Below are 26,580 nucleotides of genomic sequence, written 5' to 3'. Positions count from 1 at the left end.
CCCCGGAGCACGGGGTGGCGCAGAGGCCCCGCCCGGTGCGAGCGGGCGGGGCCCCTTGAACCCCGAAGGGAGGTGGTGCTCGTGAAGCGGGGATTCCGACTGACGATCAGCTGGACGGCGACGTCGGTCAGTATCACGCTCGAGCCCAGGTAGCTTGGGGGGCCGGCCCGCATGGGCCGGCCCCCCAAGACCGCCACAACCATTGAAGAGTGCTCAGGGGGATGCTGGCAAGTCGCCCGGCTCAGCTGAGGGTGATCTCAAAGAGGTCTCGCGGTGCAGAAGCGGGGTCATCGGCGGCGCGCTCAGTCGAACTGCACCAAGCGACGACGGGTAGGCGCCTCGACGGTATGACGTATCGCTCGGACAACTGAGTGCAGCCGGTCAGGGGCGCCCCGGAGCTACACCCAAGCGAGTCCCTGTGTCGCGCTCGGAAATATGCCAAAGGCGCTCTAACTGTTTCTGCAGGTCCCAGCGGCGGAGGACCGGGCGGCGGACGGCGGGGCCGTGCGAGCCGAAGCGCGGCGCGTAGAGCTCGCCGCCCTTCGCCCGCGGATCGGTCGCCGCTCGGAGCTGGGGCCGCGCGCCCTCGAACGGCGTCATCCCCGACCGCGCCGTCATCGTCTCGAAGAAGGCCCCGAGCCAGCCGGCGCCGCCCTCCCGCACCGACCGTGCCTGCAGGTCGCTGTTGGTCAGCCCCGGGTGCGCCGCCAGGCTCTGCGCCGCCACCCCGGCCCGCTCGAACTGCTGCTGCAGCCCCAGCGCGAAGTGCAGGTTCGCCATCTTCGACCGGGCGTAGGACGCCCAGGCCCCGTAGTTCTTCCGCAGGTGCGGGTCGGCCGGGTCCAGCCGCCCTGCCCGGTGCCGGGCGGTCGACGTCACGGTCACCACCCGGGCAGCCGGCGCCGCCCGCAGCGCGGGCATCAGGTGCGCCGTCAGCGCCCAGTGCCCCAGGTGGTTGATGCCGAACTGCATCTCGAAGCCGTCGGCCGTCTCCCGCTGCGGCATCGCCATCACCCCGGCGTTGTTCACCAGGATGTCGATCCGCTCGTGCCCGGCCAGCACGGTCGCAGCAGCCGCCTTCACCACCGACAGGTCGCCCAGGTCCAGCGGCACCACCTCGAGCGACGCCTCCGGGTAACGCTCCCGCAGCCGCGCCTCCGCAGCGGCGGTCTTCTCCGGGTCCCGCGCCGCCATCACCACGTGCGCCCCGGCGCCGGCCAGGGCCAGCGCCGTCTGGAAGCCCAGACCGCCGTTCGCCCCGGTCACCACCGCCGTCCGGCCGGTCAGGTCCGGGATGTCCTTCTCGGTCCAGGTCACGCGGCGGCGGCCTTCGCCCGCGCTTCGGCCCTCAGCTGCACCGCCGTAAGCACCTCCCAGCGGATCGCCGTGCTGCCCGGCTGCACGACCATCCAGTACCAGCTGAACCGGCCCCGCGTGTTCGGGTCGGTCGCCAGCACCCGCGTCTCCGACGAGAGCTCCGTCCCGCCCCGCACCGGCTTCAGCCGGAAGTCCATGACCGCCTTCACCCAGCCCGGCTGGATGAAGCGCTCCAGCTCCTCGGCGTCCAGCTCCGGCGGCTCCTCGCCGCCCCGCAGCCGCCATGCCTGCAGCGCCCCGCCGAACACCACCGACTCGTTGTCGGTCGAGGACAGCAGCGGCACGGGCAGCGCGTCCAGGAACGGCCGGTCGTGCACCTGCTTCAACCCGGAGCCCGACAGCAGGACCGGCAGGAAGCGCGCGGCACTCAGCACCACGGTCACCGGCAGGCCGGACAGCTTCACCTCGTGCAGGGCCTCCCACACCACCTCCGGCGGGGCGTCGATCCACCGCGACTGCCGGGTGACGTAGTGGCTGTTGGGCAGCACGTCGTCGAGTTCCACGCCGAGCTACCTATCCCGCCAGGTCAGCGGGCAATCAGAGTGCGTCGTACACCGCACGGACGTAGGCCTCCGACCGCGCGGACCCGAGGATCCCCTGCGCCATCGCGTTCATCATGTACGTGATCGTGAGCCGGCGGTCGAGGTCCATCACGGCCAGCGACCCGCCCCAGCCGCCCCAGTAGAACGTGCGGCCCGACGGCACGTACGGCACCACCGGCGACCCGAGGCAGTAGCCGATCCCGAACCGGAACGGCTCCTCCAGCACCAGGTCCTTGCCGTCGGACTGCTGGTCGAACACGAGCTCGATCGTCTTCGAGGACAGCAGCCGCACGCCGCCGGCGGTCCCGCCGAGCGAGAGCACCCGCAGCACGTCGAGCACGCCCCGCGCGTTCGAGTGCCCGTTCAGCGCGCCCAGGTCGGCGGCCCGCCACTCCGGCGTCTCCGTCGCCTTCACCGACATCACCGGCGCCGTGAACGTGCGCACCGAGATCGACGCCGGGTCGGGGTCGCCTGCCGACTCGGGCCGCGGGGGCGCCACCAGCGAGGCGACCCGGTCCCAGTCGGCGGGCCGGGCACCGAGCTGGAAGTCGGCCCCCAGCGGCTCGGCGATCTCCTCCCGCACGAACGTCGAGAACGTCTTGTTGGTGATCCGCCGGACGACCTCGCCGACCAGGAATCCCTGGGTCGCCGCGTGGTAGCCCGACGCCGTCCCCGGCTCCCACCACGGGCGCTGCCCGGCCAGCCGCTCGCACGCCGTCTCCCAGTCGTACATGTCGCGGACGGAGAACGGCTGCTCCCAGCCGGAGACGCCGGACGTGTGCGACATCAGGTGCCGCACCTCGACGTCCTTCTTGCCCTTGGCCGAGAACTCCGGCCAGTAGTTGCCCACCGGCGCGTACGGGTCGAGGTCGCCCCGGTCGATCAGCATCAGCGCGGCCAGGTTGAGCACGCACTTCGTCGTCGACCAGACGTTGACGATCGTGTCCTGCGTCCACGGGGTGGTCCGCTGCTCGTCGCGGTAGCCGCCCCAGATGTCGACGACGGTCTCGCCGTCGAGGTCCACCGCGACGGAGGCGCCGACCTCGTCGCCGTCCAGGTGCTGCGCCAGCGCGTCCCGCACCCCGGCGAACCGCTCGTCGAAGCTGCCGTGGACCTCGGCCATGAGCCCCCCTCGTCGATCGCGCGGCGCCGTTGCCACGCAGACAGCGATCAGACCACGACCACAAGATCGCGACAACGACTGCTCGAGGTACTGGAATGTTCAAGTACCTGGGCCGGTTGCCCGGAGCACCACCAGCAACCGGAGGAACAGACATGGCACGGATCAGCGTGTTCGGCGGGACCGGCTACGCCGGCAGCAACATCGTCACCGAGGCGGCGCGGCGCGGGCACTCGGTGACGTCGATCAGCCGCAACCTCCCCGAGCAGCGCGTCGACGGCGTCGACTACGCCCAGGGCTCCCTGCTCGACGCCGACACCCGCGCCAAGGTCCTGGCCGACTCCGACGTCGTCGTCGTGAGCGTCGCCCCCCGCGGCGACATGGAGGGCCGCGTCGCCGCCGGCATCGCCGAGCTGGCCGCCGAGGCCGAGCGCGCCGGCGTGCGCATCGGCGTCATCGGAGGCGCCGGCTCCCTGCACGTCGCCGAGGGCGGACCGCGCCTCTTCGACACCCCGGACTTCCCGGCCGAGTACAAGCCGGAGAGCCTGGAGATGGCGGCTGCGCTCGACGACCTGCGGAACTCGCCGGAGAGCCTCGACTGGTTCTACCTCTGCCCGCCCGCCGGCTTCGGCGGCTTCGCCCCCGGCGAGCCCACGGGCACCTACCGCGTCGGCGGGGACCTCCTGCTCGCCGACGAGGAGGGCAACTCCTTCATCGGCGGCGCCGACTTCGCCACCGCCGTCGTCGACGAGATCGAGCAGCCGGCCCACCGGCGCGCCCGCTTCACCGTCGCCTACTGAGCAGGCTGCGCGCGGTCGTCAGGCCGGCGGCATTCGGCGGGTCTGCCGCCCCCGCGCCACCAGCGAGCCGTCGACCGCGCGCAGCTCGACGTCGTCCACCGCGACGTCGGCATCCGTCCACACCGTCCGCTGGTCCACGCGCACCCACGCACCGGTCTCCGGCGGCTCCCCGGCCAGGTGGGCGGTCAGCTCCACCGTCGGCATGGCCGCCGGCACCGTCCGGACGGCGAACAGCGACGGCGGGAGCGCGTCGAGCAGGACGCCGACCTGCACCAGCGGCGCCAGGCCACCGCGCATCCGCACCCACGCGTGCAGCCGCGGCTCCGGACCGCCGGCCAACGGCCGCGACGGCCCCAGCGCCCGGATCTCGGTGTGCTCGGCGATCGGCACGTAGTCGCGGGGAAGCTCGAACGGGACGCCGTCCTCCGGCCGGTAGCCGCCCACCGGCGGATAGGGCTCGTGCACCGGTGTCGCCGGCCGCGCCAGCGTCAGCACCTGGGCGACGGCCCGCAGGTCGCCGTCCTGCCACATCTCGCTGCGCACGCTGCCCGTGCGGCCCTCCCGGTCGGACGACGTCGCGACGTGCGCCGGCAGGTCGGCGGTGACGCCACCCAGCAGGTGCGCCGTCACCGCGCGGGGCGGTGCGCCGGCGTGCGCGGCGGCCGCCTCGAGCAGGTGGCCGACCACCAGCCCGCCCTGGATGCTGCTGAACGACCGCCAGGTGGGGCCGAAGACCAGCCCGGCCTGCTGCGCCGTGGTCATCGCAGCTGCCCGTAGAGCGCCGTCACGTCGGCCGACAGCCCGGCACGCACGTTCCGGGAGACGTCGTCGGCCACGATCTCGTGGTCGCCGGCGGCGATCCCGTCGACCGCGAGCCGCGCGACGTCGGCCGGCGCGGACTTCGGCGCCCGCACGTCGGCCGCCATGTCGGTGTCCATGTAGCCGACGTACAGGCCGGCCACCCGGATCGAGCGCGGCGCCAGCTGGACGCGCAAGGCGTTCGTCATCGACCAGCCCGCCGACTTGGCGGCGCAGTAGGCGCCCGTGCCGGGGAAGCTCACCCACGCCAGCACCGACAGGACGTTGAGGACGGAGCCACCGCCGTTGGCCTCGATCTGCGGCACGAACGCCCGGGTGACCGCCAGCGGGCCGAGGAAGTTGGTGGCCAGCTCGGCCTCGATCGCGGCGAGGTCGCCCTCGAGCAGGTCCAGCCGGCTGTCGACGCCGGCGTTGTTGACCAGCAGCGTGACGTCGCCGGTCGCCTCGACAGCGGCGGCCACGGACGCGGGGTCGGTGATGTCGAGCGCGATCGCCTTGGCGCCGGGCAGGTCGACGGTGTCGGGGTTGCGGGCGCCGGCGTAGACCGTGGCGCCGCGGGCGAGCAGCTCTTCGGCGAGGGCGCGGCCGAGGCCGCGGTTGGCGCCGGTGACGAGGGCGGTGGTCGAGGCGATGTCCATGGGCTCCTCCGGGAGGGCGGTCAGGGGGCGGTCGCCGGGGCGGCGGCCGGGGTGGGCAGCAGGTCGGCGTGGTGGGCCCGGCCGACGGCGAGAGCGAGGGCGCTGGCGAGGACCGACAGCCCCGCGACGAGCAGCCAGCCCCGGTCGGCGCCGGCGAGCGAGGCGCCGTCCCCGGCGACGACGGCGAGCAGCAGCGCGACCCCGAGCGTCGCGCCGAGCTGCCGGGCCGCCCCGAAGGTCGCGGTGCCGGTGGCCAGGGCGGCGGGCGGCAGCGCCGAGGAGGCCGCCGCCGACAGGTTGGTGAGGGTCAGGCCGACGCCGATCCCGGCGAGCAGCTGGCCGGGCAGGAAGCCGGTCAGGTACTCCGGCTCGGGGCCGACCTGCGCCCACCACCACAGGGCGCCGAAGGCGAAGAGCGCCGTCCCGGCCGTCGCGACGATCCCGCAGCCCACCCGGGCACCGAGCCGCCCGGCCGGCACCGCCGTGATCGCGGCGAGCAGCGGCCCGGGCACCAGCGCGAACCCGGCGGTCACGGCCGAGTAGCCCCAGCCACCGGTCAGCCAGAGCACGTTGCCCAGCAGCATCGCCGCGAAGGCCGCCATGAACACCGCGGCGGACAGGCACCCGAGCGCGAAGGCCCTCGCCCGGAAGAGCGGCAGCGGGAGGACCGGCACGGTCCCGACCGGGGCACGGGCCGCCCGCAGGACCACCAGCACACCGGCCAGCAGCGCCCCGACCAGGGCACCGAGGACGACGGCGTCGTCCCAGCCGCGCTCGGGTCCGGCCACCAGGCCGTACGCCAGCAGGCCGACGGCGGCGACGAGCAGAGCGGTGCCGACGAGATCGGGACGGCGGGTCTCCCCCTCGTCCCTCGACTCGGGCAGCACCCGCAGGCCGACGACGAAGGCGGCGATCCCGACCGGCAGGTTGACCAGGAACACCCACCGCCACGACGCCTCGACCAGCAGTCCGCCGATCGGCGGCCCGAGCGCGGCGGCCACCCCGCCCACGGCCGACCAGACCGCGATGGCCTGCGCCCGCCGGGCCGGCGGGAACGTGTGCAGGAGCAGCGCCAGCGACGTCGCCGTCACCATGGCCGCGCCGACCGCCTGGACGACGCGGAAGGCGACCAGGCTGCCCACGCCCCAGGCGAGCGCGCAGCCCAGCGACGCCACGCTGAAGGTGACCAGCCCGGCGAGGAAGACCCGCCGCCGGCCGATGCGGTCGGCGATCCGGCCGGCGGGGGCCAGGAGCGCGGCGAAGGTGATCGTGTAGCCGTTGAGCACCCAGGACAGCGCGCTGGTCGACGCGTCCAGCGACCGGCTGAGCTCCGGGAACGCGACGTTGACGATGAACAGGTCGAGGCTGGCGAGGAACACCGCGGCCGAGACCACGAGCAGCACGAGCCCGGGGCGGGTGGCGGTCGTCGTCCGGTGCTCGGTCGTCGTCATGCGCCCCCGCCTCCTGCATGGTTCGGATGTCGAACCGACTGGGCAGGACCGTACACGAGTGGGTTCGATATGCGAACCTTGTGGCATGACGACACGGCTGGACGACCTCCCGGGACGGCGCTGCTCCATCGCGGGCGCGCTCGACGTGGTCGGCGACCGGTGGGCACTGCTCGTCGTCCGCGAGGTGTCGCTCGGTGCGCACCGGTTCAGCGAGATCCTCCGCGGCACCGGAGCGCCCCGTGAGCGGCTGGCCGCGCGGCTGACCGCCCTGGTCGACGCCGGCGTGCTCGAGCGGCGGGAGTACAGCCAGAACCCGCCCCGCTCGGACTACCACCTGACCAAGGCCGGGCGCGACCTGCTGCCGGTCCTGCAGGCCCTCATGCAGTGGGGCGACCGGTACGTCGCCGACGTCCCGCCGGTGGAGCTACGCCACCGCGGGCACCGGATCCAGGCGTCCTGGGTGTGCGACGTCTGCGGCGAGCGGGTCGGCCGGGACACCGAGCGGCACGCGACCCACGAGAGCTGAGCTCCGGAACAAGACCGGCGCCGCGCGACTTGTCGCCGGCATGCCGAAGACCTGGTTCATCACCGGCGCGTCCCGCGGCTTCGGCCGCGAGTGGACCATCGCCGCCCTCGACCGCGGCGACTCCGTCGCCGCCACCGCCCGCGACCCCAAGACCCTCGACGACCTCGCCCAGCAGTACGGCGACCGACTGCTGCCCCTGCAGCTGGACGTCGACGACCGCGACGCGGTGTTCGCCGCGGTGAAGGACGCCCACGACCGGTTCGGCCGGCTCGACGTCGTCGTCAACAACGCCGGCTACGGCCAGTTCGGGATGATCGAGGAGATCTCCGAGGCGGAGGCCCGCGCCCAGTTCGACACGAACGTGTTCGGCGCCCTCTTCGTCACGCAGGCGGCGCTGCCGTACTTCCGCGAGCAGGGATCGGGCCACTTCCTGCAGGTCAGCAGCATCGGCGGGATCAGCGCGTTCCCGAACATCGGGATCTACAACGCCTCCAAGTGGGCGCTCGAGGCCTTCAGCCAGTCGCTCGCGGCGGAGGTCGCCGACTTCGGGATCACGGTGACGATCATCGAGCCCGGCGCCTACGGCACCGACTGGGGCGGCTCGTCGGCCAAGCACGCCGAGCAGAACCCCGCCTACGACGCCTTCCGCGAGAAGGCCGCCGAGCAGCGCAAGGCGCGCGCGGGCAACCCCGGCGACCCGCTGGCCACCCGCGAGGCCGTCCTCCAGCTCGTGGACGCCGAGCAGCCGCCGCTGCGGGTCTTCTTCGGCGACGGTCCGCTGGGGATCGCCGAGCGCGACTACGAGTCGCGGCTGGCCACCTGGCGCACCTGGGAGCCGCTGTCGGTCGCGGCGCACGGCCCGAAGAGCTGAGCGCGTTCCTGCGGGAACGCTCGGGCAAGCCGGCAGGCTTGCTCAGACGTTCCCGCGGGAACGCCCGTCAGCCGGTCCGGCCGGCCAGGTGCTCCTCGAAGGGGACTCGGCCGTAGGGCGGTCCGGCGACCAGGTTGTGCCCGGCCCGGTAGCCGGCGAACACCCGGCCGGGCCACCTGACCGGCACGACCGGCCGCCGCACCCCACGCGCCCCGGCCCAGGCACGGGCCAGCTCGCGCAGGGGTCGGACGGCCGGTCCACCGATGTCGGCCACGCGGCCGGCCGGCCCGGACGACGACAGCTCGACCAGCCGCTCGGCCACGTCCACCGGAGCGATCGGCTGCACGGCGAAGGCGGGCGACAGGAGGACCGGCAGCCGCCGCTGGACGGTGAACAGCTGGTCGACCAGCGTGTGGAACTGGGTCGCGCGCAGGATCGTGTGCGGCACCCCCGACGTCGACACCAGGCGCTCGATCTCCAGCTTGTCCCGGTAGTAGCCCAGCGGGATGTGCTCGATCCCGACGATCGAGACGAGCACCAGGTGCTCGACGTCCGCCCGGCGTGCGGCGTCGAGGAGCGTCCGCGCGAGGACGACGTCCTTCCGGCGCAGGCCCGTGGCCAGGTGGAGCACCGTGCCGGCTCCGGCGATCGCGGCCTCGATGCCGGCGCCGGTCAGCAGGTCGCCGGTCACCAGCCCGGGTCCGCTGCGCCGGCTCAGCGCCCGGACGTCGTGCCCGGCGGCGCGGAGCCGCTCGACTGTCGGGACGCCGAGCGCACCGGTCGCCCCGGTGACCAGGACCGTCGCCACCAGGCGAGTCTGCCATCACCAGGGGCGGCGGTCGGCTCGTCCGAGGGCGCCCGTCAGCCGGCGCGCGCCGCCTCCTCGCCCAGGCTGATCGCGTCCGGGTCCGACGGCTTGCCCTCACCGGTCTCGATGAGGCTGCGCAGGCTGTCCCCGACGTAGAAGGTCCAGGCGTTCCGGCAGACGTCGAAGCACTCGTAGGCCGGCACGAGGCCGTCGTGGGTGAAGCGGAGCTCGGTCCCGCCGTCCCGCTCGGACAGCTCGAAGCGGATCTCGGTGCCCTTCCACTCGCTCTGGTCCTCGATGAAGCCCATGTGGTTGTCGACGACCTGCCACACCACCCGCTGCCCGGGGACCAGTTCGGTCACCCGCATCCGGCAGTAGTGGATGCCGGGGACCCGGTAGGAGAACTCGTCGCCGACGGCACGGTTGTCGCCGTCGACCTTCGTCATCCACCAGCTCCGCACGTCGGTGATGGCGTCGATGACCTGGTCCGGCGAGCGGCCGGCGGTGAATGACGTGGTGTAGCTCGGGTTGCTCATGACTCCTCCAGGGGAACCGGCTTGCATGACGCAAGTCACCGTAGAGACGTGGGCTTTCGTGATGCAAGTGCCTTCGCTACGATCGGTCCCGTGCTGGGGAAGACGTATGACGCGGAGGTGTGCTCGATCGCCCGGGCGCTGGAGGCGGTGGGCGAGCGCTGGAGCGTGCTGATCGTCCGCAACGCCCTCTTCGCCGGCTCGACGCGGTTCGCCGACTTCCAGCGCAGTCTCGGGATCGCGACGAACGTCCTGGCGTCGCGACTCGACGGGTTCGTCGCGGCCGGGATCATGCGGCGGCAGCGGTACTCCGAGCAGCCCGAGGCGTACGAGTACCTGCTCACCGAGAAAGGGCGCGACCTCGCGCCCGCCCTCATCGCGCTGACCGCGTGGGGCGACCGCTGGTCGGCTCCCGACGGGCCCCCGGTCCTCTACCACCACCGCCCCTGCGGGGGCGACCTCCGCACGCAGACCGTGTGCACGTCCTGCGGCGAGGTACACGACGCCTCCGAGGTGGACGCGCTCCCCGGTCCGGGGATGCCGGCCGATCGAGCGCGGCGGATGGAGGAGCGCCTCACCGGCGGACGGTGACCCCGGCAGCACGACCGGGAGCCCTTCCCCACGAGGGGAAGGGCTCCCGGCGTCTCGCTGGTCCGGGCTACGCGACCGCCCGCCGGCGGGTGACGGCGATCCCGGCGATGGTCGAGACGACCACCCAGGCGGCGATGACCGCGATCGGCGTGGTCGCCGGCCCGTGCTGGGCCAGCGTGACGATGCTCGATGCGGGGTCCAGCTTCTCCGCGATGGCCGGCTTGACCGAGTTGAGCACCGGCAGGACGCCCAGCACCACCAGGTAGGTCCCGGTCATCGCGGCGGCCGAGTTGCCCACCGCGGCCCCGATCCCGGCGCCGATGACGGCGAATGCCGCCCCGGAGGCGATCACGGCGACCACGGCCTGACCGGCCGCGAACCAGGTGACGCCGCTGGTGAAGAGAGCGAGCGCCCCGACGGCGAGACCGACCCCGACCGATGCGAGCACCAGCCCGAGCAGAGCCATCGCGAGGGCCTTGGCGGCCAGCACGCGCCCGCGCTGCGGGACCAGCAGGTAGGTCGTCTGCACGCTCCTGTGCGTCCACTCACCCGCGGTCGACAGCACGCCGAGGGCCAGCAGGACCAGGGCGATGAGCATGCCCATGATGCCCAGCGCCATCGCGGCCGCGACCCCGCCGCCGCTGGTCATGGTGGCCAGCAGGACGCCCAGCGGGCCCACCAGGACGGCGAGCCCGGCGACGGTGCGGCCGGACCGGGTGGACAGGGACTTCCGGATCTCCAGGCCGGTCAGCGCCGGGAAGGAGGGACCGGTCCGTCGCGCCGGCGACCCGGCGGCCGGGAGGGTGGGGCTGAGGGTGGTGCTCATGACTGCTGCCTCTCGAGGTGACGTGGTGGGGAGCTGGGTCGTGGTGGTGGTCATGACGCGTCCGTGAGCTGGAAGAAGAGCTCCTCGAGGCCCTGCTGCGCCGGTCGCAGGTCGATCAGCGCGTGCCGGCCGGCGGCCGCCAGCGCGCCGACCCGTTCCGGCGAGGCACCGGGCACCACCAGGACGCCGTCCCGGTGCTGGACCTCGAGCCCGGCAGCGGCCAGCTCGGCCTCGAAGGACACCGGCTCGGCCGGCCGCACGGCGGTCCCGTCGCCGGCCAGCAGCTCTCCGATGGGTCCGTCGGCGACGATCCGGCCCGCGCCGATGACGAGCAGCCGGTCGACGGTGTGCTCCACCTCGCCGAGCAGGTGCGAGGAGAGGAGCACCGTGCCGCCGCGGGCCGCGTGCCCGCGGAGCAGGTCGCGCATCCAGCGGATGCCTTCCGGGTCCAGGCCGTTGGCCGGCTCGTCGAACATCAGCACCGGCGGGTCGGCCAGCAGCGCCGCCGCGATCCCCAGCCGCTGCCGCATGCCGAGCGAGTAGCCGCCGATCCGCCGTCCGCCCGCGGAGGCGAGGTCGACCAGCTCGAGGACCTCGTCGGCCCGCTGGGCCGGCACGCCGATCGTGGCGGCGATCAGCTGCAGGTGCGTCCGGCCCGTCCGGCCGGGGTGCACCGCCGCCGCGTCGAGCAGCGTGCCCATGACCGCTCCCGGGTTCGGGAGCGCCGTGTAGGGGCGGCCGTCGATCAGCGCCGCGCCGGACGTCGCCGGGACCAGGCCGGTGATCATCCGCATCGTGGTGCTCTTGCCGGCGCCGTTCGGGCCGAGGAACCCGGTCACGGTGCCCGGCTCCAGCTCGAAGGACACCTGGTCGACGACCGTCCGGTCGCCGTACTTCTTGGTCAGTCCGCTGACCGTGATCATCTCGGTTCTCCTGTCCGTCCCGGTCGCTCCGGTGTCGATGCACAGAGAACCGCCGCGGCCCCCTCGCCCGCGTCAGCCGAACGCCTCGAATGCGCTGGTCAGAGGTCGATCGGCTGTCATCCGAAAGTTGACCGGCGGAGTCATCGCGCGGCCGACCCGGACGGGCAGGACGCCGTCCTACGCTGCTGCCCATGGGGCTCCGCGCGCGTCTGTGGCCGGGCCTCTCCACGCGCAGCGTCTGGTTCGAGGTGCTCCTCGCCGTCCTCGGCGGGCTGAGCGTCAGCGCCGTCTCCTGGGCGCCCGGCCCCGCGCAGGTCTCCCTCCCCGTCGCGGCCGCCGCGTCGGTCGCGGTCAGCCTGCTGCTGCTCTTCCTGCGCCGGCGGGCTCCTCTGATCCCGTTCCTCGCGGCCGCCGCCGTGGGCGCGGTGGCCCCCGCGATCGGTGGCGCGATCCCGCTGGGCGCCTACGCCGTCGGCCGGTACACCGACCGCTGGTGGGTGCGGGTGGTCGCCGGAGTGGTCGGCTCGGTCGCGGTCAGCCAGTTCTGGACCGAGCAGTCCCTCGGCGAGGTCATCGGCGGCCTCGCCGGGGTGGCGTTCGTCGTCCTCCTCCCCGGGGCGATCGGTGCGTGGGTGCGGGCCCGTGCCGACCTGATGACGGCGCTCACCGAGCGCGCCGAGCGGGCCGAGGCCGAACGCGAGCTGCTGGCCCGCGAGGCGATCGCCGGCGAGCGGGCCCGCATCGCCCGGGAGATGCACGACGCCGTCGGCCACCGCGTGAGCCTCATGGTCCTGCAGGCGGGTGCCATCGAGATGGCCGCGACCGACCGCGACCGGGTCGAGCAGCTCGCCTGCCAGGTCCAGGTCGCCGGCCGCCAGGCCCTCGACGAGCTGCGGCAGGCGGTCGGGGTGCTCCGCGCAGGTGAGGACGACGGAGCGCCGCTCACGCCCCAGCCCGGACTCGAGGACCTCAAGCGCCTGGTCAAGGAGTGCCGCGCGGCCGGGATGACCGTCGACCTCACCTGCCCGGCCCCCGATCACGCGCCGATCGAGCCCGCCGTGTCGCGCGCCGCCTACCGGATCGTGCAGGAGGCGCTGACCAATGCCGGCAAGCACGCCCCGGGCGCCGAGGTGACCGTGGTCGTCTCCCGCGAGCCCGACCACCTGCTCCTCCGCGTCGTCAACGGGCCGCCGGTCGGGCCCTCGTTCAACCGCCAGGGTGGCGGGTTCGGACTGGTCGGCCTGGCCGAGCGGGTGCGCACGCTCGACGGCACGCTGCGCACCGAGCCCCGATTGGACGGCGGCTTCCTCGTCGAGGCGGTGCTGCCGACGTGACCATCACGGTGCTCCTGGTGGACGACGAGGAGCTCGTGCGCTTCGGCCTCCGCACGGTGCTCGAGGCCTCGGGCGACTTCGACGTGGTCGGCGAGGCCTCGAACGGGCTGGCCGGCGTGCACGCGGTGGAGGAACTCCGGCCGGACGTCGTCCTCATGGACATCCGCATGCCGGTGATGGACGGCCTCAAGGCGACGCGGGAGATCCTCGCCAGACCGCATCCGCCGCAGGTCGCCGTCCTCACGACCTTCCACGCCGACGAGTACGTGTACGCGGCACTGGCCGCCGGAGCGGCCGGCTTCCTGCTCAAGGACACCCCGCCCCGCGAGATCGCCGCCGCCGTGCGAGCGGTCGCCGACGGCACCGCGACGCTGTCGCCCAAGGTCACGGCGGCGCTGATCGAATCGTTCGTCGACAAGCGGGCGGCGCCACGCAAGGCCCAGGCATTGCGCAGGATCAGGGAACTGTCCGACCGCGAGCGCGAGGTGCTCACCCTGCTCGGCAGCGGCGAGTCCAACGCCGAGCTGGCGAAGAAGCTCTTCGTCAGCGAGGCGACGGTGAAGACCTACGTCTCGCGACTGCTCACCAAGCTGGACCTGGCCAACCGCACCCAGGCCGCGATCCTGGCGCACGAGGCCGGCCTGCTGGAGCGATGACTGCGTCCACCTGGGCACGTCGTGCGCTTGCCCACGTCATCGGGCGCACCTCCGGTGGGTCAGTGCACGGTCGCGGCCGGCATCGGTCCGGTCACGCCACCCGGACGGGCACTCCCACGGAACGCGGCGCACCGATACGTTCCCGGCGATGACCTCGGGCCGAGGCGGTGCGCGCCCGGTCCTGCGCCGGCTGCGGATCGGGCTCCTCCCGCTGCCTGGGCAAGCTCTCGGCCTTGCCGTGCTGGTGGCGGTGCTCGCCGCGGCCCTGGCCTCCGTGCCGCTCATGACCGGCTCGGCAGAGGAGGGCGCCTGGCAGCACGAGCGCGCCCGGCACGCGGAGTCCTCCATCGGCGCCACCTTCTTCTCCTCCTCCCTGCCGGGCGGCCTCGAGCTGATCGACGGGCGGGTGCTCAACGCCGCCGAGCTGGACGACGCCGTGGGCGCAGCCGCGGTCGCCCTCGACCTGCCCCGGCCCCTCGCGCAGGCCAGGCTCCGCGACCCGCTGTTCATCACCACCCCGTCCGGCCCGGCCCGGCTCGTGCTGGTCTCCCGCACCGGCGCCGAGGAGCACCTCGACCGGGTCGCCGGGACGCCCGGGCTGCTGGCCAACAGCCGGCTGGTCGAGCTGATCGGCCTCCGGCCCGGTGACGTCCTGACCGGCGGCGCCGACTCGGGCACCCCCGCCGCCCTGGCCGTCACCGGCATCTACCAGGACCCGGCGGTACCCCTCGACCCCTACTGGGGCGGCGTCGAGAACCTCTTCATCCCCCCGCCGGACCCGGGCACCAAGGACCCGGAGTTCCCCACCGTCGCGCTCTTCGCCCCGCGGGACGACGTGCTCGCGACCGCCGACGCCGTCGGGGAGGACGTCGAGCTGGAGTGGTACCTGCCGCTGCCGACCGGGATCGGCGTCGACGAGGCCCGGCGCACCGTCGACCGGGTCGCGCAGCTGCAGGCCGACCTCGTCGCCCCGCGCTCGCCCTCCGTCCGCATCACCAACCTGTTCGGCTTCGACCGGCCGGCCCCCGACTCCGAGCTGCCCGACGCGCTGGAGCGGGTCGACGAGACCGTCGCCCTCCTCGCGCCGCCCGTCCGCGCGGTCGGGTCGGGCGCCGCCGCGGCCGCCCTGGTCCTCGTCGGCGCCTGGGCCGGTCAGCGGGTCCGCCGGCGGGACGACGAGCTGCGCTCCCTCCTCGCCCGCGGGCTCCCTCCGTCCCGGGCCGGCGGCCGAGCGCTGCAGGAGGCGCTCCTGCCCACGGCCGGCGGGCTGGCGGTCGGTGGTGCGGCGGGGTGGCTGCTCGTGCGCGCATTCGGCCCCTCCCCGGAGCTCCCGGACGCCGCGTTGCCCGCCGCGCTGGTCGCGCTCGCCGTCGCCGGCGTCGCCGCGCTGCTCGCCGTCGCGGTCGTCACCACCGCCCTGGTGGCGCGCCTGGACTCGCCGGCCCGACGCCCCGACGCCCTGTTCGCGCGCATCCCGTGGCTGCCGGTCACCGCCGCCGTCACCGTGGTCGTGGCCGTCCCGGTGCTCACCGGCGAGGCCGACGGCGGCGGCATCGACCTCCTGCAGCTGGTCCTGCCGCTGCTGGTCACCGCCGTCGTCGCTGGCGCGCTCACCGCCGCGCTCCCCCGCGTGCGGGTGCGCCCGGCCCGCCTGGCCCCTGCGCCGTTCCTCGCCGTCTCGCGGGTCCTCACCGGCCGCGCCGCCGCCCGCCTCGTCGTCGTCACGACCGCGCTCGCCCTCGGGCTGATCGTCTACTCGGGCGCGCTGGCCGACTCGACCGACCGCACCATCGGCGCCAAGCAAGGGGTCGGTACCGGCAGCGACGTCGTCGTCCCGCTGCTGCGCCGGACCGTCGAGGCGGGCCCGCCACCCGAGGGCACGACCATCGTCGGCGTCGGGCAGCGGGCGCAGCTGTCGACCGGCGAGGAGGCCGACGTGCTCGTCGTCCGGCCGGAGGAGATCCCGACGGTCACCCGGTGGCACCCCGCGTTCGCCGACCAGGACGTCGACGAGCTGATGGCGGCCCTCGCCCGGCACGACGGTGGCGGGGTGCCCGTCGTCGTCGCCGGAGAGGCCGGGGCCGGCGTCGGCGCGGAGCTGGTGGTCGAGTTCGGCCGGGTCTACCGGGTCCAGGTGGACGTCGTCGGCACCGCCCACGCGTTCCCGGGCCAGCCCGGCCGGGCGCCGATGGTGATCGCCGACTGGGACCGGTTCACCGGCGCCGTCGAGGCGGCAGGCCGCGACCCGGAGACGGTCCTCGACCGGCAGCTCTGGGCCCGGGGCGACGACGCCGGGCTGCTCGACGTGCTGACGGCCAGCGGCTACGCGTTCGACCTCGACCAGGTGCGCACCACCGGCGACTTCGCCGCGCGGCCCGAGCTCAGCGCGCAGTCGTGGTCGTTCGGCTACCTGCGGGCGGTCGCGCTGGCCGCCGGGCTGCTCGGGCTCACCGGCATCGCGATGCACGCGCTGGCCCAGCAGCGCCGCCGCACCGTCGCCGCCCTGCTGCTCCGTCGCATGGGCATGCGCCGCCGCGATCTCGACGCCGCCACCGCGCTGGAGATCGGGTTGCTGTCCGGCCTCGGCGTGCTGGTCGCCGTCGCGGTGGCCGTCCCCGCGTCGGCGCTGGTCCTGCAGCTGCTCGACCCGGTGCCCGACCTGCTCCCCGGGCCGCTGTTCGCCGTGCCGTGGGGCAGCGTCGCCGCCGTCGTCCTCGGCGTGGCCGTCCTGACCGCCGCCACCGCCCTGCTGGTCGGGCGGGCGGCGCGGTCGGGCGACCCCGGTCAGGTCATGCGGGGTGCGCCGTGACCCGCGGTAGGTTCCGCCCGATGGCCACCTCGGGAGCACTGCGCCGGGCGCGCATCCGGCTGCTGCCGTTGCCCGGTGCCGCGCTCGGGCTCGCCGTGCTGGTCGCCGTCCTGGCGGCGGCCCTGGTCTCGGCACCCCTGTTCGTCGCCTCCGCCGAGCAGGGCGCGTGGGAGCAGAAGCAGGACCGGATCAGCCGGGTCTCCCTGGGCGCCACCATCCTCGCCTCGACGATCAACGGCCGCGGCGGACCCACGGCGGACCGGGTGGCGGAGGTGGACGAGCTCGACGCCTCGGTGATCGAGGCGGCCGGCGACGTCGGCCTCGGGACGCCGTCGCTGCTCACGATCCTCCAGGACCCCGTCGCCGCGACGACCGCGGAGACCGTGGACCTCGCCCAGGTGGTGTCCCGGCCCGGTGCCGCCGACCACGTCGAGATCCTGGCGGGCGAGGTCACCGACGACGGCGTGCTCGTGCCGGAGGCGCTGCTCCCGACCGGCTCGCTGACCGCCGCCAGCACCGTCGCCGTCCGGAGCGAGGGCGGCGCGAGCACCGAGGTGCCGGTCAGCGGCGTCTACCGCACGCCGACCGCGCCGCTGGAGGAGTTCTGGGACGGGCTCGGCTTCCTGTTCCTCCCGACCCGCGACATCAGGACCGGCGACCCGGTCTTCCCGCCGGCCGCGATCATCGCCCCCCAGCCGGTCGCGCAGTCGGTCGCGGGCACGCTCGGCGAGGACCTGTTCCTCAACTGGGCCATCCCGCTCGACGACTCCGTGGGCATCTCGGCGGCGCGCACCGCAGCGGACCGCTACGAGGCCCTGCAGGCAGCGCTGACCAACCCCGACGGTCCCGTCGCGGGCGTGATCGTGGAAGGCGGGTTCGAGACCGCCGCGGTGCGGACCGGGCTGCCCAACGCGCTCGAGTCGGTCGAGGAGACCGTCGACCTGCTCGCCCCTCCGGTGCGGGCGGTGGGGATCGGGGGAGGCGTCGCCGCGCTCGTCCTCGTCGGGGCCTGGGCCGGGCACCGCATGCGCCGCCGGGACGACGAACTGCGCTCCCTCGTCGCCCGCGGGCTCTCCCCGGCGCGGGCCGCCGGCGACGTCGTCCGCGAATCGGTGCTCCCCGTGCTCCTGGGCGGTGCGGCCGGCGGTGCGGCGGGCTGGCTGCTGGTCCGGGCGCTCGGCCCCTCGTCGGACCTGCCCGCCGGCGCCACCGACGCCGCCCTCGTCGCGCTCGGGCTCGGGATGCTGGCCGCCTTGCTCGTCCTCGCCGCGGTCACCGCCGCGCTGGTCACCCGGCTGGACCAGATCGGCCGCGGGCAGGCCGCCCAGCTGCTCGGCCGGATCCCCTGGCTGGCCGTCGTCACCGCCGTCACGGTCGTCACCGTGGTGCCGCTGGCGACCCGCGAGAACTCCGGCCGGGTCGACGTCCTCACCCTCGCCGTCCCGCTCCTGGTGACCGTCGTCGTCGCCGGCGCCGTCACCGCCCTGCTCCCGCGGCTGGGCTCCCGCGCCGACGCCCGGCTGCGGCGCCTCCCGACCGGCGGCTACCTCGCCGCGCGCCGGGTGCTGGCCGGCTCGGGCACCGCCCGCCTCGTCGTCGTGACGACGGCGCTGTCGCTGGGCCTCGTCGTCTACGCGGGCGCGCTGGCGTCGTCCACCGACCGGACCATCGCGGCGAAGGCGTCCGTGGCGACCGGCAGCGACGTCGTCGTCCAGCTGCCGCGGGCCCGTGCGGTCGAGGGCCCGCTGCCCGAGGGCGCCATGGTGGTCGGCGTCGAGCCGGGCGTGGAGGTGCTGCCGGGCGGCACGACGGCGAACGTGCTCGTCGTCCGCCCGGAGGAGGTGGCCGGCGTCGTGCGCTGGAACGACGCCCTCGCCGACCGGCCGCTCGCCGAGCTCATGGCCGCCCTGAGCGGCTACGACGGGGACCGGGTGCCGGTGATCCTCTCCGGGGAGCTCCCCGACGGCGTCCTCGAGGGCACCGGCGACGAGCTCACCGCGGACTTCGGCTACTTCGACCTGCCGGTCGAGGTGGTCGCCCGGGCCGACGCCTTCCCCGGCCAGACCGAGCGCCGGCCGCTGCTCGTCGCCGACCGGGACCGCTACGCCAGCGCGCTGGAGGCCGCCGGCCGCGACCCGGAGCTGGTGATCGCCCAGGAGCTGTGGGCCCGCGGCGACCGGCAGGCAGTGCTGGACAGCCTCACCACCGCGGGGATCCAGCCGCCCGACGAGGAGGACGTGACCACGGCGGCGGAGTTCGCCGACCGGCCCGAGCTGTCGGCGCAGACCTGGTCGCTGGACTACCTGCGCGCGGTCGCCCTCGCCGCCGGCGCGCTCGGCCTGGTGGGCCTGGCCATGCACGCCATGGCGCAGCAGCGGCGCCGGACCGTGGCGGCACTGCTGCTGGGCCGCATGGGGATGAGCCGGCGCTCCGCCGACGCGTCGGCCGGCGCGGAGATCGGCCTGCTCGCCGCGGTCGCCGCGCTCGTCGCCGTCGCGGTGGCGCTGCCGGCGTCGGCGCTGGTGCTGCGGGTGCTCGACCCGGTGCCCACGCTGCGCCCCGACGCGCTGTTCCAGGTGCCGTGGAGCAGCCTCGCGATCGTGCTGGCCGGCGTCGTCGTCGTGACTGCCGGCAGCGCCGTCCTCGTCGGGCGCGCCGCCCGGCGGGCCACCGGAGGGCAGGTGATGCGCGATGCCTCCTGAGGGCACCCCCGCGGCCGTGTGCGAAGGACTGGTCCGCATCTACTGGTCGCCCAGCGGCGAGGTGCACGCGCTCAAGGGCGTCGACGCCGTCGTCCCGGCCGGCCGACTGACCGCCATCACCGGGCCGTCGGGGTCGGGCAAGAGCTCGCTGCTGCGCATCCTCGCCGCGCAGGACCGGCCCACCGCCGGCCGCGCCGAGGTCGCCGGCCACCCGCTCACCGGGCTGTCGGCGCACCGGCTGCGCGCGCTGCGCCGACGGCACATCGGCTACGTGTTCCCCCGGCCGCCGCAGAACCTGCTGCCGCACCTGACCGCGGCCGAGCACCTCGCGATGGCCGGCAAGCTCCGCGGCGTCGGCCGGGCCGAGGTGGCCCGGGAGACCGGCGAGCTGTTCGACCTGCTGGGCATCGCCGACCGCGCCGACCACCTGCCCGGCCAGCTCTCCGGCGGGGAGCAGCAGCGGCTGGCGTTCGCGCAGGCCGTCGTCGGCCGGCCGGCGCTGGTGGTCGCGGACGAGCCGACCAGCGAGCTGGACAGCCGCACCACCGCGGACCTGCTGGGCGCCGTGGCGGAGCTGACCCGCACCGGCACCACCGTGGTCATGGCCACGCACGACCCGCTCGCCGCGGAGGCCGCCGACCAGGTGATCCACCTGCGGTCGGGCACGGTCGCGCACGAGGAGGTGGCCGGGCGGCGGCTCGCGGTCATCGACGGCGACGGCCGGGTGCAGCTGCCCGAGGAGGCGCTGGCCCGGTTCGCCGCCCGCCGCGTGCTGATCGACGTCACCGAGGACGGCGTCGTGCTCCGGGAGCCGTCATGACGCTGACCGCCACCGACGTGTCGAAGACCTACCGCCGCGGGCGGGAGCAGGTGCACGCGCTGCGCGGGGTCTCCATCGCCGTCCGGCCGGGCGAGGTGGTGGCGCTGCTGGGCCGCTCGGGCTCCGGGAAGACCACGCTGCTCAACTGCCTGCTGGGCTGGGAGACGCCCGACGCCGGGTCGGTGCAGGTGCCCGGCGCCCCCACGCCCGCGGCCGCCGACTGGTCGACCGTCGCCGTCGTCCCCCAGCGGTTCGGCCTGCTCGACGAGCTGTCGCTGGCCGACAACGTGGCGCTCCCCGCGCGCCTGGCCGGGGCGCCCGACCCGCGCGAGACCGCGGTGGCCACACTCGGGACGCTGCGGCTGGCGCACCTGGCCGACCGCATGCCCGACGAGGTGTCGCTGGGGGAGCAGCAGCGGACCGCGATCGCCCGCGCCCTCGTCGTCCGGCCGTCGTTCCTCATCGCGGACGAGCCGACCGGCCGGCTGGACGAGGAGCTCTCCACCCACGTGCTGACGACGCTGCGCGAGGTCTACGCCGCGGCCGGCACCGGGGTGCTGGTGGCCAGCCACGACCCGGTGGTGGTCGCGGCCGCCGACCGCGTCGTCCGCCTCAGCGACGGCCAGGTCGTCGACGACTGAGGGGCTTCGTTGCCACGAAGGCCGCTCAGGCCCGCTCAGGGCCGACGTAGCCGAGCTCGACCTCGCCCACCCGCTGGTAGGTCGCCATGATCACGCCGCTGCCGGACACCTCGTGGGCGGTCAGCCGCCACGACCGCGGGATCGTTCCCTCGCCGAAGAGCCGCTTGCCCTCCCCCAGCGTCACCGGGAAGACGACCAGCCGCAGCTCGTCGACGAGGTCCTCGCGCAGCAGCGTCTGGATCAGCCCGGCCGATCCGTGCACCTGCAGCTCCCCGCCGTCCTCGGCCTTGAGCGCCCGGACGGCGTCGGCGACGTCGCCCTGCAGCAGCTCCGCCGTCTCCCACTCCACCGAGGTCAGCGTCCGCGAGGCGACGTGCTTCTTCCTGAAGTTGAGGCCCTGGGACACGGGAGAGTCGTCGATCATCTGCGGCCACGAGGCGTAGAAGATCTCGTAGGTCGTGCGCCCGAGCAGGAAGTCCTGGGCGCCGGTGAACCAGTCGTTCATCTGCTCCCCCAGCGCCTCGTCGAAGAACGGCGGGAGCCAGCCCTCGTGCGAGAACCCTCCCGAGGGGTCCTCCCCGGCTCCTCCGGGGGCCTGCATGACCCCGTCGAGGGTGACGAACGTGGTGACGACGAGCGGACGCATGGCGACTCCTCCGGTATGCGGGCCGCGGTCCGGCCCCTCGGTAGGACGTCGAACGGGCACCGGTCTGATCGACACGTGCGGAGGAATTTCCTCCAGGAAGTCCCGCGGCCTGTCGATGGGGACGACGTGGGGAGGAAGCGCTCGGAGGCGGAGCAGCAGGTCGCGGACCTGCTGCGGACCGCGCGCACGTCGCTGCAGATGAGCGTGGCGTTCCTGAGCCGGCTCGACGGCACGACCCAGCACCTCGAGGTCGTCGACTCCCGGATCCCGCTGATCTTCCGCGACGGCATCACGCAGCCCCAGGAGACGACCTTCTGCCAGGCCATCCTGGACGGCCGGCTGCCCGCGGTGATCCCCGACGTCCGCGACTTCCCCGCGGCGATGGCGCTGCCGACGGCGAAGATCCCGCGGATCCGCAGCTACGTCTCCGCCCCGGTCCGGCTGTCGGACGGCGAGCTGTACGGCACCTTCTGCGCGTTCGGCCTCACCACGGACAAGGAGCTCGCCGAGCGGGACAAGGCGCTGATGGAGGTGCTCGCCTCGGCGGCCGCCGTCATCATCGAGCCCGGCCTCCGCGCCGAGGAGCAGCGCACCGAGATCGTCGACCGGCTCGACCCCGTCCTCGCCGCGGGCGGCCCGACCGTCGTGCTCCAGCCGATCGTCGAGCTCGCGACCGGCCGGCGGACCGGCGCCGAGGCGCTGAGCCGCTTCCCCGCGGAATGGGGGATGCCCCCGGACGTCGTCTTCGGCCAGGCGCACGGCGTCGGGCTCGGCCACCGCCTGGAGCTGCTCGCCCTCGACCGGGCCGCCGCACACCTGGACGCCGTCAGCGGCTACGTCTCGATGAACGTCTCCCCCGCCACCCTGCTCACCGCGGAGTGCCGCCGGCTGCTCGCCCGCCTGCCGCTGGACCGGGTGCTCCTCGAGCTCTCCGAGCACGACCGCGTCGAGGACTACGACGCCCTCGCGGCCGTGCTCGGCCCGCTGCGCTCCGACGGGCTGCGCCTGGCGATCGACGACGTCGGCGCCGGCTTCTCCTCCCTGCACCACATCGTCGTCACCGCCCCCGACGTCATCAAGATCGATCGCAGCATCGTCAGCGGCCTGCACGCCGACCCGGTGCTGGCCAAGCTCGTGCGGTCGCTGGTGGAGTTCGCGCACGGTTGCGAGATCGAGGTGGTGGCCGAGGGCGTCGAGACCGCCGACGAGGCCGCCGCCCTGCTGGTCTCCGGGGTGGACCACGGCCAGGGGTGGCACTTCGGCCGCCCCGGCCCCGTGGGGGCGCTCACCGACGGCGTCCCCGTGGCGACCCCCCGCCCGCGCGTCCCCGCCTGACGTTCAGCGGGCGGCCGCGGCCGCCAGGTGCGGCTCGACCGTCTTCAGGATCACGGCCTGCGGGCGGGCGCCGGTCAGGGTGGTGACCACCTCGCCGTCGACGAACAGGGCCATCGTGGGCATGCCCATGACTCCGTAGGCACGGGTGGTCAGCGGGTTCTCGTCGACATCCATCGCGACGATCCGCAGCCGGCCGGCCAGGTCGGCGGCGATCCGCGCGAGCACCGGGGCGAGCATGCGGCAGGGCGGGCACCAGGTCGCGGTGAACTCGACCAGGACCGGGAGGTCGCTGGTGAGGACGTCGTCGCGGAAGGTCGCGTCCGAGGTGGTGGGCAGCGTGCCGGCCATGGGTCTCTCCTGTCGGGGGATCAGCGGTTGACGGCGGCGATGAGCCGTTCGCGCGGCGCGGTCTGCTCGCCGCACTCGCAGAGCAGGCGGGCGGTGACCCGGCCACCGCAGCCACCGTGCCGGTAGTCCACGCCGGGGGTGGCGTCCCCGCCGAGGTGGCGCTGCGCCCAGTCCGACATGGCCGACAGCACGGGCACGAGGTCGTAACCGGCGTCGGTCAGCACGTACTCCGTGCGCGACCGGCTGCCCGGCACCTGGTAGGGCCGGGTCTGCAGCACCCCCGCGTCCACGAGACGCCGCAGGCGGTCGGACAGGACCGTCCGAGGGGCCGCGGTGGCGGCCTCGAGCTCGTTGAAGCGGCGGAGCCCCAGGGACACCTCGCGGACGACCAGCAGGGCCCAGCGGTCGCCCACGAGTTCGAGCACGCGAGCCACTCCATCGTCCACGGTGCTGAGTATGGACTCAGGACTCAGACAACGTCAATGTCGACACGGCGGCGGGCTCCGGTGACGCAGCGTCATGGAGGAGTGCTCTCTGACCCTTCGGGAGGTCAGTCGTTCAGGGGAAAGCCCTGTGTTCCCGACCACGCAGAGTCAACGCTCGGCGGGCTCACAGGGGCGAGACCCCTGCGTAGTCCTCCTCCCCGCGGGGCCTGGTGACTACCGGACCGACGTCGACGAGGACGCCGGTCCGGAGCGATTCCCTCTGACGAAGAGAGAACCGCATGAAGCGCACGACCTCTGCCCTGCTCGCCGGCGCCCTGGCCACCGGCGGCACGGTCCTCCTCTCGGTCGCCGTGCCGGGGGTCGCGTCGGCCGGAGCCTGCGGCACGACGACGGTCGACCAGTTCGCCTTCGAGGACTGGGACCAGTCGCAGACCCGCTCCGCCGGCTCGAACACGGTCGTCGAGGGCGGCCTGCACGTCGTCACCACCCCCTCGCCGCCGAACAACTCGCAGTCCAAGGCGGCCGCCTACTACGACGTCGACGTCCTGCTCTCCTCGCAGACCGCGGCCTCGAACTACGGGCTGGCGCAGACGCTGAACAGCGGCTCCCCCAAGGCGGGCTACAACCTGAAGGTCGACCTCGACGGCGCCGGTCCGCGCCCGGCCCAGTACCTCGTCAACGAGGACGGGCTGTACGGCGGCAACTGGTGGTCGAACACCGCGGCCCCCGGCGTCCCGGCCGGCAACGGCTACCCCGCGTCGGCCCCGCTGCAGAAGTGGTCGGCCGAGTACCCGGACGCCGTCATCCAGCAGTTCGGCTACAGCCTCGGGTCGGGCGTGGTCGCCGACGTGACCATCGACTCGATCACCTTCGGCTGCAACGTCTTCGAGTTCGACTACGCGAACCAGGCGCCGACGGCGGCCTTCACCGTCAACGACGCCGGCGACAACAAGTACCGGACCTACGCCTTCGTGGACCAGTCGAGCGACCCGGACGGCGACACGCTGACCTACGCGTGGGACTTCGGTGACGGCACCACCTCCACCGAGGCGAACCCGACGCACACCTTCGCCTCGACCGGCTCCTACAGCGTGACGCTCACGGTGACCGACCCGGGCGGTCTGACCGGCACCTCCGCGCCGTGGGTCGTCACCGTGGCCCTGCCCGCGGAGACGGTGCAGGACGAATGGCTGCCCAACACCGGTGCCGGCGTCATCGGCCTCGCGGCCGTCGGCGGTCTGGCGCTGGTCGGCGGTGGGACCGGCGTGGCGCTGAGCCGCCGCCGCAACCGCACCGCCTGATCCGTCCGCGCCCCGCCCGCCTCCCCCGGCGGGCGGGGCGCGGCACCACCACCGAGGAGGACGCCGTGGTCCGCAAGCTGGTCAGCGTGCTGTCGCACGCCGTCCTGGCCGCGGGCGTCGTCGTCCTGCTGTTCGTGGCGTACCAGGTGTGGGTGACCGACTGGGCCTCCGACCGGGAGCAGGAGCGGATCGCCGACGACCTCCGCCACGACTGGACGGCGCCGGTGCCGCCGCTGGAGCAGCCGGAGTTCGGCGAGGCGTTCGCCTTCCTGCACATCCCCTCGTTCGGCCCCGGCTGGGAGCCGCGCGCGGTCGTCGAGGGCACCGACCCGGAGGAGCTGGCCGACGGGCCGGGGCACTACGTGCACTCGGCCATGCCCGGTGAGCCCGGGAACTTCGCCATGGCCGGGCACCGCGTCGGGCTGGGCAGCCCCTTCCTCGACCTCGACCGGCTCCGGCCCGGGGACGCGGTGCTCGTGGAGACGGCCGACAGCTGGTTCACCTACCGGGTGACCGGCGCGGAGGTCGTGCACCCCAGCGACGTCTCGGTCGTGGCCCCCGTGCCCGGCGGGCCGATGGACGCCGAGCCACGGGGCGCCTTCCTGACGATGACCACGTGCAACCCGAAGTTCTCCAACCGGGAGCGGCTGGTCGTGCACGCCGAGCTGCGCAGCGCCCTCAGCAAGGCCGACGCACCGTCCGGGCCGCCGGCGCTCCGCGAGGTCTGACCCGGCCTCGACCACGCCGTTCGGCACCCGGGCACGCGGTGTGCCGCGTGTTCGAGTGGGCGGCGCGCGGTCGAGTCGCGGGTGCGCGCCTCAGTCGGCGCGGCGGTCCCGTCCGCCGTGCCGGTGCGGGTGGGTCTTCGCCCCGTACATCGCACGGTCGGCGCGGCTGATCAGCTCGTCCGCGTCGTCGCCCGGGCGGCCGACGGCGATCCCGACGCTCACGCCGATCGACAGCGGGCCCTGCGGCCCGGCGAACGGCACACCGACGGCGTCGTGCACCCGTGCGGCCAGCGCGGTCAGCTCCTCCTCCGGACGCCCGCTGCACAGGATGACGAACTCGTCGCCGCCGAAGCGCGCCACGAGGTCGCCGGGACCGGCCACCTCGGCCAGGCGCCCGGCCACCTCCGCCAGCAGCGTGTCCCCGACGGCGTGGCCGTGGCGGTCGTTCACGACCTTGAACTGGTCGAGGTCGCAGAACAGCAGCGCGCAGCCCGGACCGTCACCGACCCGGGCCCGGAGCGCGTCGAACAGGGCGCCCCGGTTGGCGATCCCGGTCAGCAGGTCGGTCTGGGCGCGCAGGTGCAGCGCCGCCTCGCGCCGCCGGTCGTCGGTGACGTCGAGGCCCACGCAGCCCACCGCGTAGGGGCGGCCCTGGTCGTCGCGCAGGACGGTGTTGCGCATCGCGACGCGTCGCCGCTCGCCGCTCCCGGTGAGCCAGTCGCCCTCCTGCGGGTAGGCGACCCCGGTCTCCATCGCCCGCGCCACGGCGTCCTGCGCGAGCGCCACGTGCTCGGGGACGACGTAGACGTCCCAGAACGGCACCCCGGACATCTCCTCGGCGGTGCGCCCGGTGAACCGCTGCAGCGCGGGGTTGGTCATGAGGATCCGGCCGTCGCCGTCGACGATGCAGAGCAGGGCGTCACTGGCGTCGACGAAGTCACGGAGGAGCTGGTCCGGCAGCTGTGCCACCTCGGGCTGCGCGGTCATCC

General features: G+C 74.5%; 27 protein-coding genes. 13 read left to right on the top strand and 14 right to left on the bottom strand.

What is annotated here, in order from left to right:
* Positions 1-381 precede the first annotated feature (381 nt).
* From DCS98_RS15375 to DCS98_RS15365, 3 genes are read right to left on the bottom strand one after another with little or no spacing between them, the layout of a single operon-like run.
* A complete protein-coding gene (locus DCS98_RS15375; protein WP_116452216.1) occupies positions 382-1,317 on the bottom strand; it encodes an oxidoreductase in 936 nt (311 codons plus the stop codon).
* Positions 1,314-1,880, bottom strand: coding sequence for a hypothetical protein (locus DCS98_RS15370; RefSeq protein WP_116452215.1), 567 nt, complete (start codon positions 1,878-1,880; stop codon positions 1,314-1,316). Before DCS98_RS15370 ends, DCS98_RS15375 begins: the two co-directional genes overlap by 4 nt.
* A 34-nt stretch (positions 1,881-1,914) precedes the next feature.
* Positions 1,915-3,042 carry a serine hydrolase domain-containing protein gene (locus DCS98_RS15365; RefSeq protein ID WP_116452214.1) on the bottom strand — a complete coding sequence of 376 codons (1,128 nt, stop codon included), beginning with the start codon at positions 3,040-3,042 and terminating at the stop codon, positions 1,915-1,917.
* A gap of 152 nt (positions 3,043-3,194) precedes the next feature.
* On the opposite strand from DCS98_RS15365, the gene DCS98_RS15360 reads away from it, so the two are divergent.
* A complete protein-coding gene (locus DCS98_RS15360; RefSeq protein WP_116452213.1) occupies positions 3,195-3,839 on the top strand; it encodes an NAD(P)-dependent oxidoreductase in 645 nt (214 codons plus the stop codon).
* A gap of 18 nt (positions 3,840-3,857) precedes the next feature.
* Here DCS98_RS15360 and DCS98_RS15355 read toward each other — a convergent pair whose 3' ends face one another.
* The 3 genes from DCS98_RS15355 to DCS98_RS15345 are packed head-to-tail and all read right to left on the bottom strand — an operon-like array spanning position 3,858 to position 6,747.
* Positions 3,858-4,601, bottom strand: coding sequence for a thioesterase family protein (locus tag DCS98_RS15355; protein ID WP_116452212.1), 744 nt, complete (start codon positions 4,599-4,601; stop codon positions 3,858-3,860).
* Positions 4,598-5,296 (bottom strand): SDR family oxidoreductase, encoded by a 699-nt coding sequence (locus DCS98_RS15350; RefSeq protein ID WP_116452211.1) that lies wholly within the window; start codon positions 5,294-5,296, stop codon positions 4,598-4,600. Before DCS98_RS15350 ends, DCS98_RS15355 begins: the two co-directional genes overlap by 4 nt.
* A gap of 20 nt (positions 5,297-5,316) precedes the next feature.
* The gene (locus tag DCS98_RS15345; RefSeq protein ID WP_116452210.1) at positions 5,317-6,747 is read right to left on the bottom strand and encodes a DHA2 family efflux MFS transporter permease subunit; all 1,431 of its coding nucleotides are present in this window, start codon (positions 6,745-6,747) and stop codon (positions 5,317-5,319) included.
* Between the two features lie 85 nt (positions 6,748-6,832).
* Here DCS98_RS15345 and DCS98_RS15340 point away from each other — a divergent pair, with 85 nt between their 5' ends.
* Positions 6,833-7,273 (top strand): winged helix-turn-helix transcriptional regulator, encoded by a 441-nt coding sequence (locus tag DCS98_RS15340; RefSeq protein ID WP_116452209.1) that lies wholly within the window; start codon positions 6,833-6,835, stop codon positions 7,271-7,273.
* Positions 7,274-7,313: 40 nt separating this feature from the next.
* On the top strand, positions 7,314-8,144 hold the full coding sequence (locus tag DCS98_RS15335; RefSeq protein ID WP_116452208.1) for an SDR family oxidoreductase: 831 nt from the start codon (positions 7,314-7,316) through the stop codon (positions 8,142-8,144).
* 67 nt (positions 8,145-8,211) lie between these two features.
* On the opposite strand, the gene DCS98_RS15330 is transcribed toward DCS98_RS15335, so the two are convergent.
* Positions 8,212-8,952: an SDR family oxidoreductase gene (locus tag DCS98_RS15330; protein WP_116452207.1), complete on the bottom strand. Its 741-nt coding sequence runs from the start codon at positions 8,950-8,952 to the stop codon at positions 8,212-8,214.
* A gap of 53 nt (positions 8,953-9,005) precedes the next feature.
* Positions 9,006-9,488 (bottom strand): SRPBCC family protein, encoded by a 483-nt coding sequence (locus tag DCS98_RS15325; protein ID WP_116452206.1) that lies wholly within the window; start codon positions 9,486-9,488, stop codon positions 9,006-9,008.
* Positions 9,489-9,578: 90 nt separating this feature from the next.
* On the opposite strand from DCS98_RS15325, the gene DCS98_RS15320 reads away from it, so the two are divergent.
* A complete protein-coding gene (locus DCS98_RS15320; protein ID WP_116452205.1) occupies positions 9,579-10,076 on the top strand; it encodes a winged helix-turn-helix transcriptional regulator in 498 nt (165 codons plus the stop codon).
* 67 nt (positions 10,077-10,143) lie between these two features.
* Here the strand turns inward: DCS98_RS15320 and DCS98_RS15315 are convergent, their stop codons facing one another.
* Both DCS98_RS15315 and DCS98_RS15310 read right to left on the bottom strand, forming a co-directional pair.
* Positions 10,144-10,902 carry a hypothetical protein gene (locus DCS98_RS15315; RefSeq protein ID WP_116452204.1) on the bottom strand — a complete coding sequence of 253 codons (759 nt, stop codon included), beginning with the start codon at positions 10,900-10,902 and terminating at the stop codon, positions 10,144-10,146.
* A gap of 50 nt (positions 10,903-10,952) precedes the next feature.
* Entirely contained in the window at positions 10,953-11,825 is an 873-nt protein-coding gene (locus DCS98_RS15310) for an ABC transporter ATP-binding protein (RefSeq protein WP_116452203.1), read from the bottom strand.
* Between the two features lie 191 nt (positions 11,826-12,016).
* On the opposite strand from DCS98_RS15310, the gene DCS98_RS15305 reads away from it, so the two are divergent.
* The 6 genes from DCS98_RS15305 to DCS98_RS15280 all read left to right on the top strand — a co-directional run bounded on the left by DCS98_RS15305 (position 12,017) and on the right by DCS98_RS15280 (position 20,787).
* Positions 12,017-13,159 carry a sensor histidine kinase gene (locus tag DCS98_RS15305; protein ID WP_116452202.1) on the top strand — a complete coding sequence of 381 codons (1,143 nt, stop codon included), beginning with the start codon at positions 12,017-12,019 and terminating at the stop codon, positions 13,157-13,159.
* Positions 13,156-13,815: a response regulator transcription factor gene (locus DCS98_RS15300; protein WP_116452201.1), complete on the top strand. Its 660-nt coding sequence runs from the start codon at positions 13,156-13,158 to the stop codon at positions 13,813-13,815. Before DCS98_RS15305 ends, DCS98_RS15300 begins: the two co-directional genes overlap by 4 nt.
* A gap of 148 nt (positions 13,816-13,963) precedes the next feature.
* Positions 13,964-16,624, top strand: a complete 2,661-nt coding sequence (locus tag DCS98_RS15295) for an FtsX-like permease family protein (protein WP_116452200.1) — start codon at positions 13,964-13,966, stop codon at positions 16,622-16,624.
* 20 nt (positions 16,625-16,644) lie between these two features.
* Positions 16,645-19,326, top strand: a complete 2,682-nt coding sequence (locus tag DCS98_RS15290; protein WP_116452199.1) for an FtsX-like permease family protein — start codon at positions 16,645-16,647, stop codon at positions 19,324-19,326.
* Positions 19,316-20,146 (top strand): ABC transporter ATP-binding protein, encoded by an 831-nt coding sequence (locus tag DCS98_RS15285; RefSeq protein WP_116452198.1) that lies wholly within the window; start codon positions 19,316-19,318, stop codon positions 20,144-20,146. The genes DCS98_RS15290 and DCS98_RS15285 overlap by 11 nt, the downstream gene beginning before the upstream one ends.
* Positions 20,143-20,787, top strand: coding sequence for an ABC transporter ATP-binding protein (locus DCS98_RS15280; RefSeq protein ID WP_116452197.1), 645 nt, complete (start codon positions 20,143-20,145; stop codon positions 20,785-20,787). Before DCS98_RS15285 ends, DCS98_RS15280 begins: the two co-directional genes overlap by 4 nt.
* 25 nt (positions 20,788-20,812) lie before the next feature.
* On the opposite strand, the gene DCS98_RS15275 is transcribed toward DCS98_RS15280, so the two are convergent.
* Complete coding sequence (locus DCS98_RS15275) at positions 20,813-21,433, bottom strand: dihydrofolate reductase family protein (protein WP_116452196.1); 621 nt, start codon at positions 21,431-21,433, stop codon at positions 20,813-20,815.
* 126 nt (positions 21,434-21,559) lie between these two features.
* Between DCS98_RS15275 and DCS98_RS15270 the strand changes: the two genes are divergently transcribed.
* The gene (locus tag DCS98_RS15270) at positions 21,560-22,768 is read left to right on the top strand and encodes a sensor domain-containing phosphodiesterase (protein ID WP_116452195.1); all 1,209 of its coding nucleotides are present in this window, start codon (positions 21,560-21,562) and stop codon (positions 22,766-22,768) included.
* A gap of 3 nt (positions 22,769-22,771) precedes the next feature.
* On the opposite strand, the gene DCS98_RS15265 is transcribed toward DCS98_RS15270, so the two are convergent.
* Positions 22,772-23,116: a thioredoxin family protein gene (locus DCS98_RS15265; protein WP_116452194.1), complete on the bottom strand. Its 345-nt coding sequence runs from the start codon at positions 23,114-23,116 to the stop codon at positions 22,772-22,774.
* A 20-nt stretch (positions 23,117-23,136) separates the two neighbouring features.
* Positions 23,137-23,562, bottom strand: coding sequence for a winged helix-turn-helix transcriptional regulator (locus DCS98_RS15260; RefSeq protein WP_164704585.1), 426 nt, complete (start codon positions 23,560-23,562; stop codon positions 23,137-23,139).
* Between the two features lie 278 nt (positions 23,563-23,840).
* Here DCS98_RS15260 and DCS98_RS23940 point away from each other — a divergent pair, with 278 nt between their 5' ends.
* Both DCS98_RS23940 and DCS98_RS15250 read left to right on the top strand, forming a co-directional pair.
* Positions 23,841-24,863 (top strand): PKD domain-containing protein, encoded by a 1,023-nt coding sequence (locus DCS98_RS23940; protein WP_116452192.1) that lies wholly within the window; start codon positions 23,841-23,843, stop codon positions 24,861-24,863.
* A gap of 65 nt (positions 24,864-24,928) precedes the next feature.
* Positions 24,929-25,591, top strand: a complete 663-nt coding sequence (locus DCS98_RS15250; protein ID WP_241038067.1) for a class E sortase — start codon at positions 24,929-24,931, stop codon at positions 25,589-25,591.
* Between the two features lie 90 nt (positions 25,592-25,681).
* Here the strand turns inward: DCS98_RS15250 and DCS98_RS15245 are convergent, their stop codons facing one another.
* Positions 25,682-26,578, bottom strand: coding sequence for a GGDEF domain-containing protein (locus tag DCS98_RS15245; protein ID WP_116452190.1), 897 nt, complete (start codon positions 26,576-26,578; stop codon positions 25,682-25,684).
* Positions 26,579-26,580: the final 2 nt, after the last annotated feature.

The sequence above is a fragment of the Blastococcus litoris genome (assembly GCF_003075095.1).
Classification (GTDB): Bacteria; Actinomycetota; Actinomycetes; order Mycobacteriales; family Geodermatophilaceae; genus Blastococcus_B; species Blastococcus_B litoris.
This window is presented reverse-complemented; position numbering and strand designations above follow the sequence as displayed.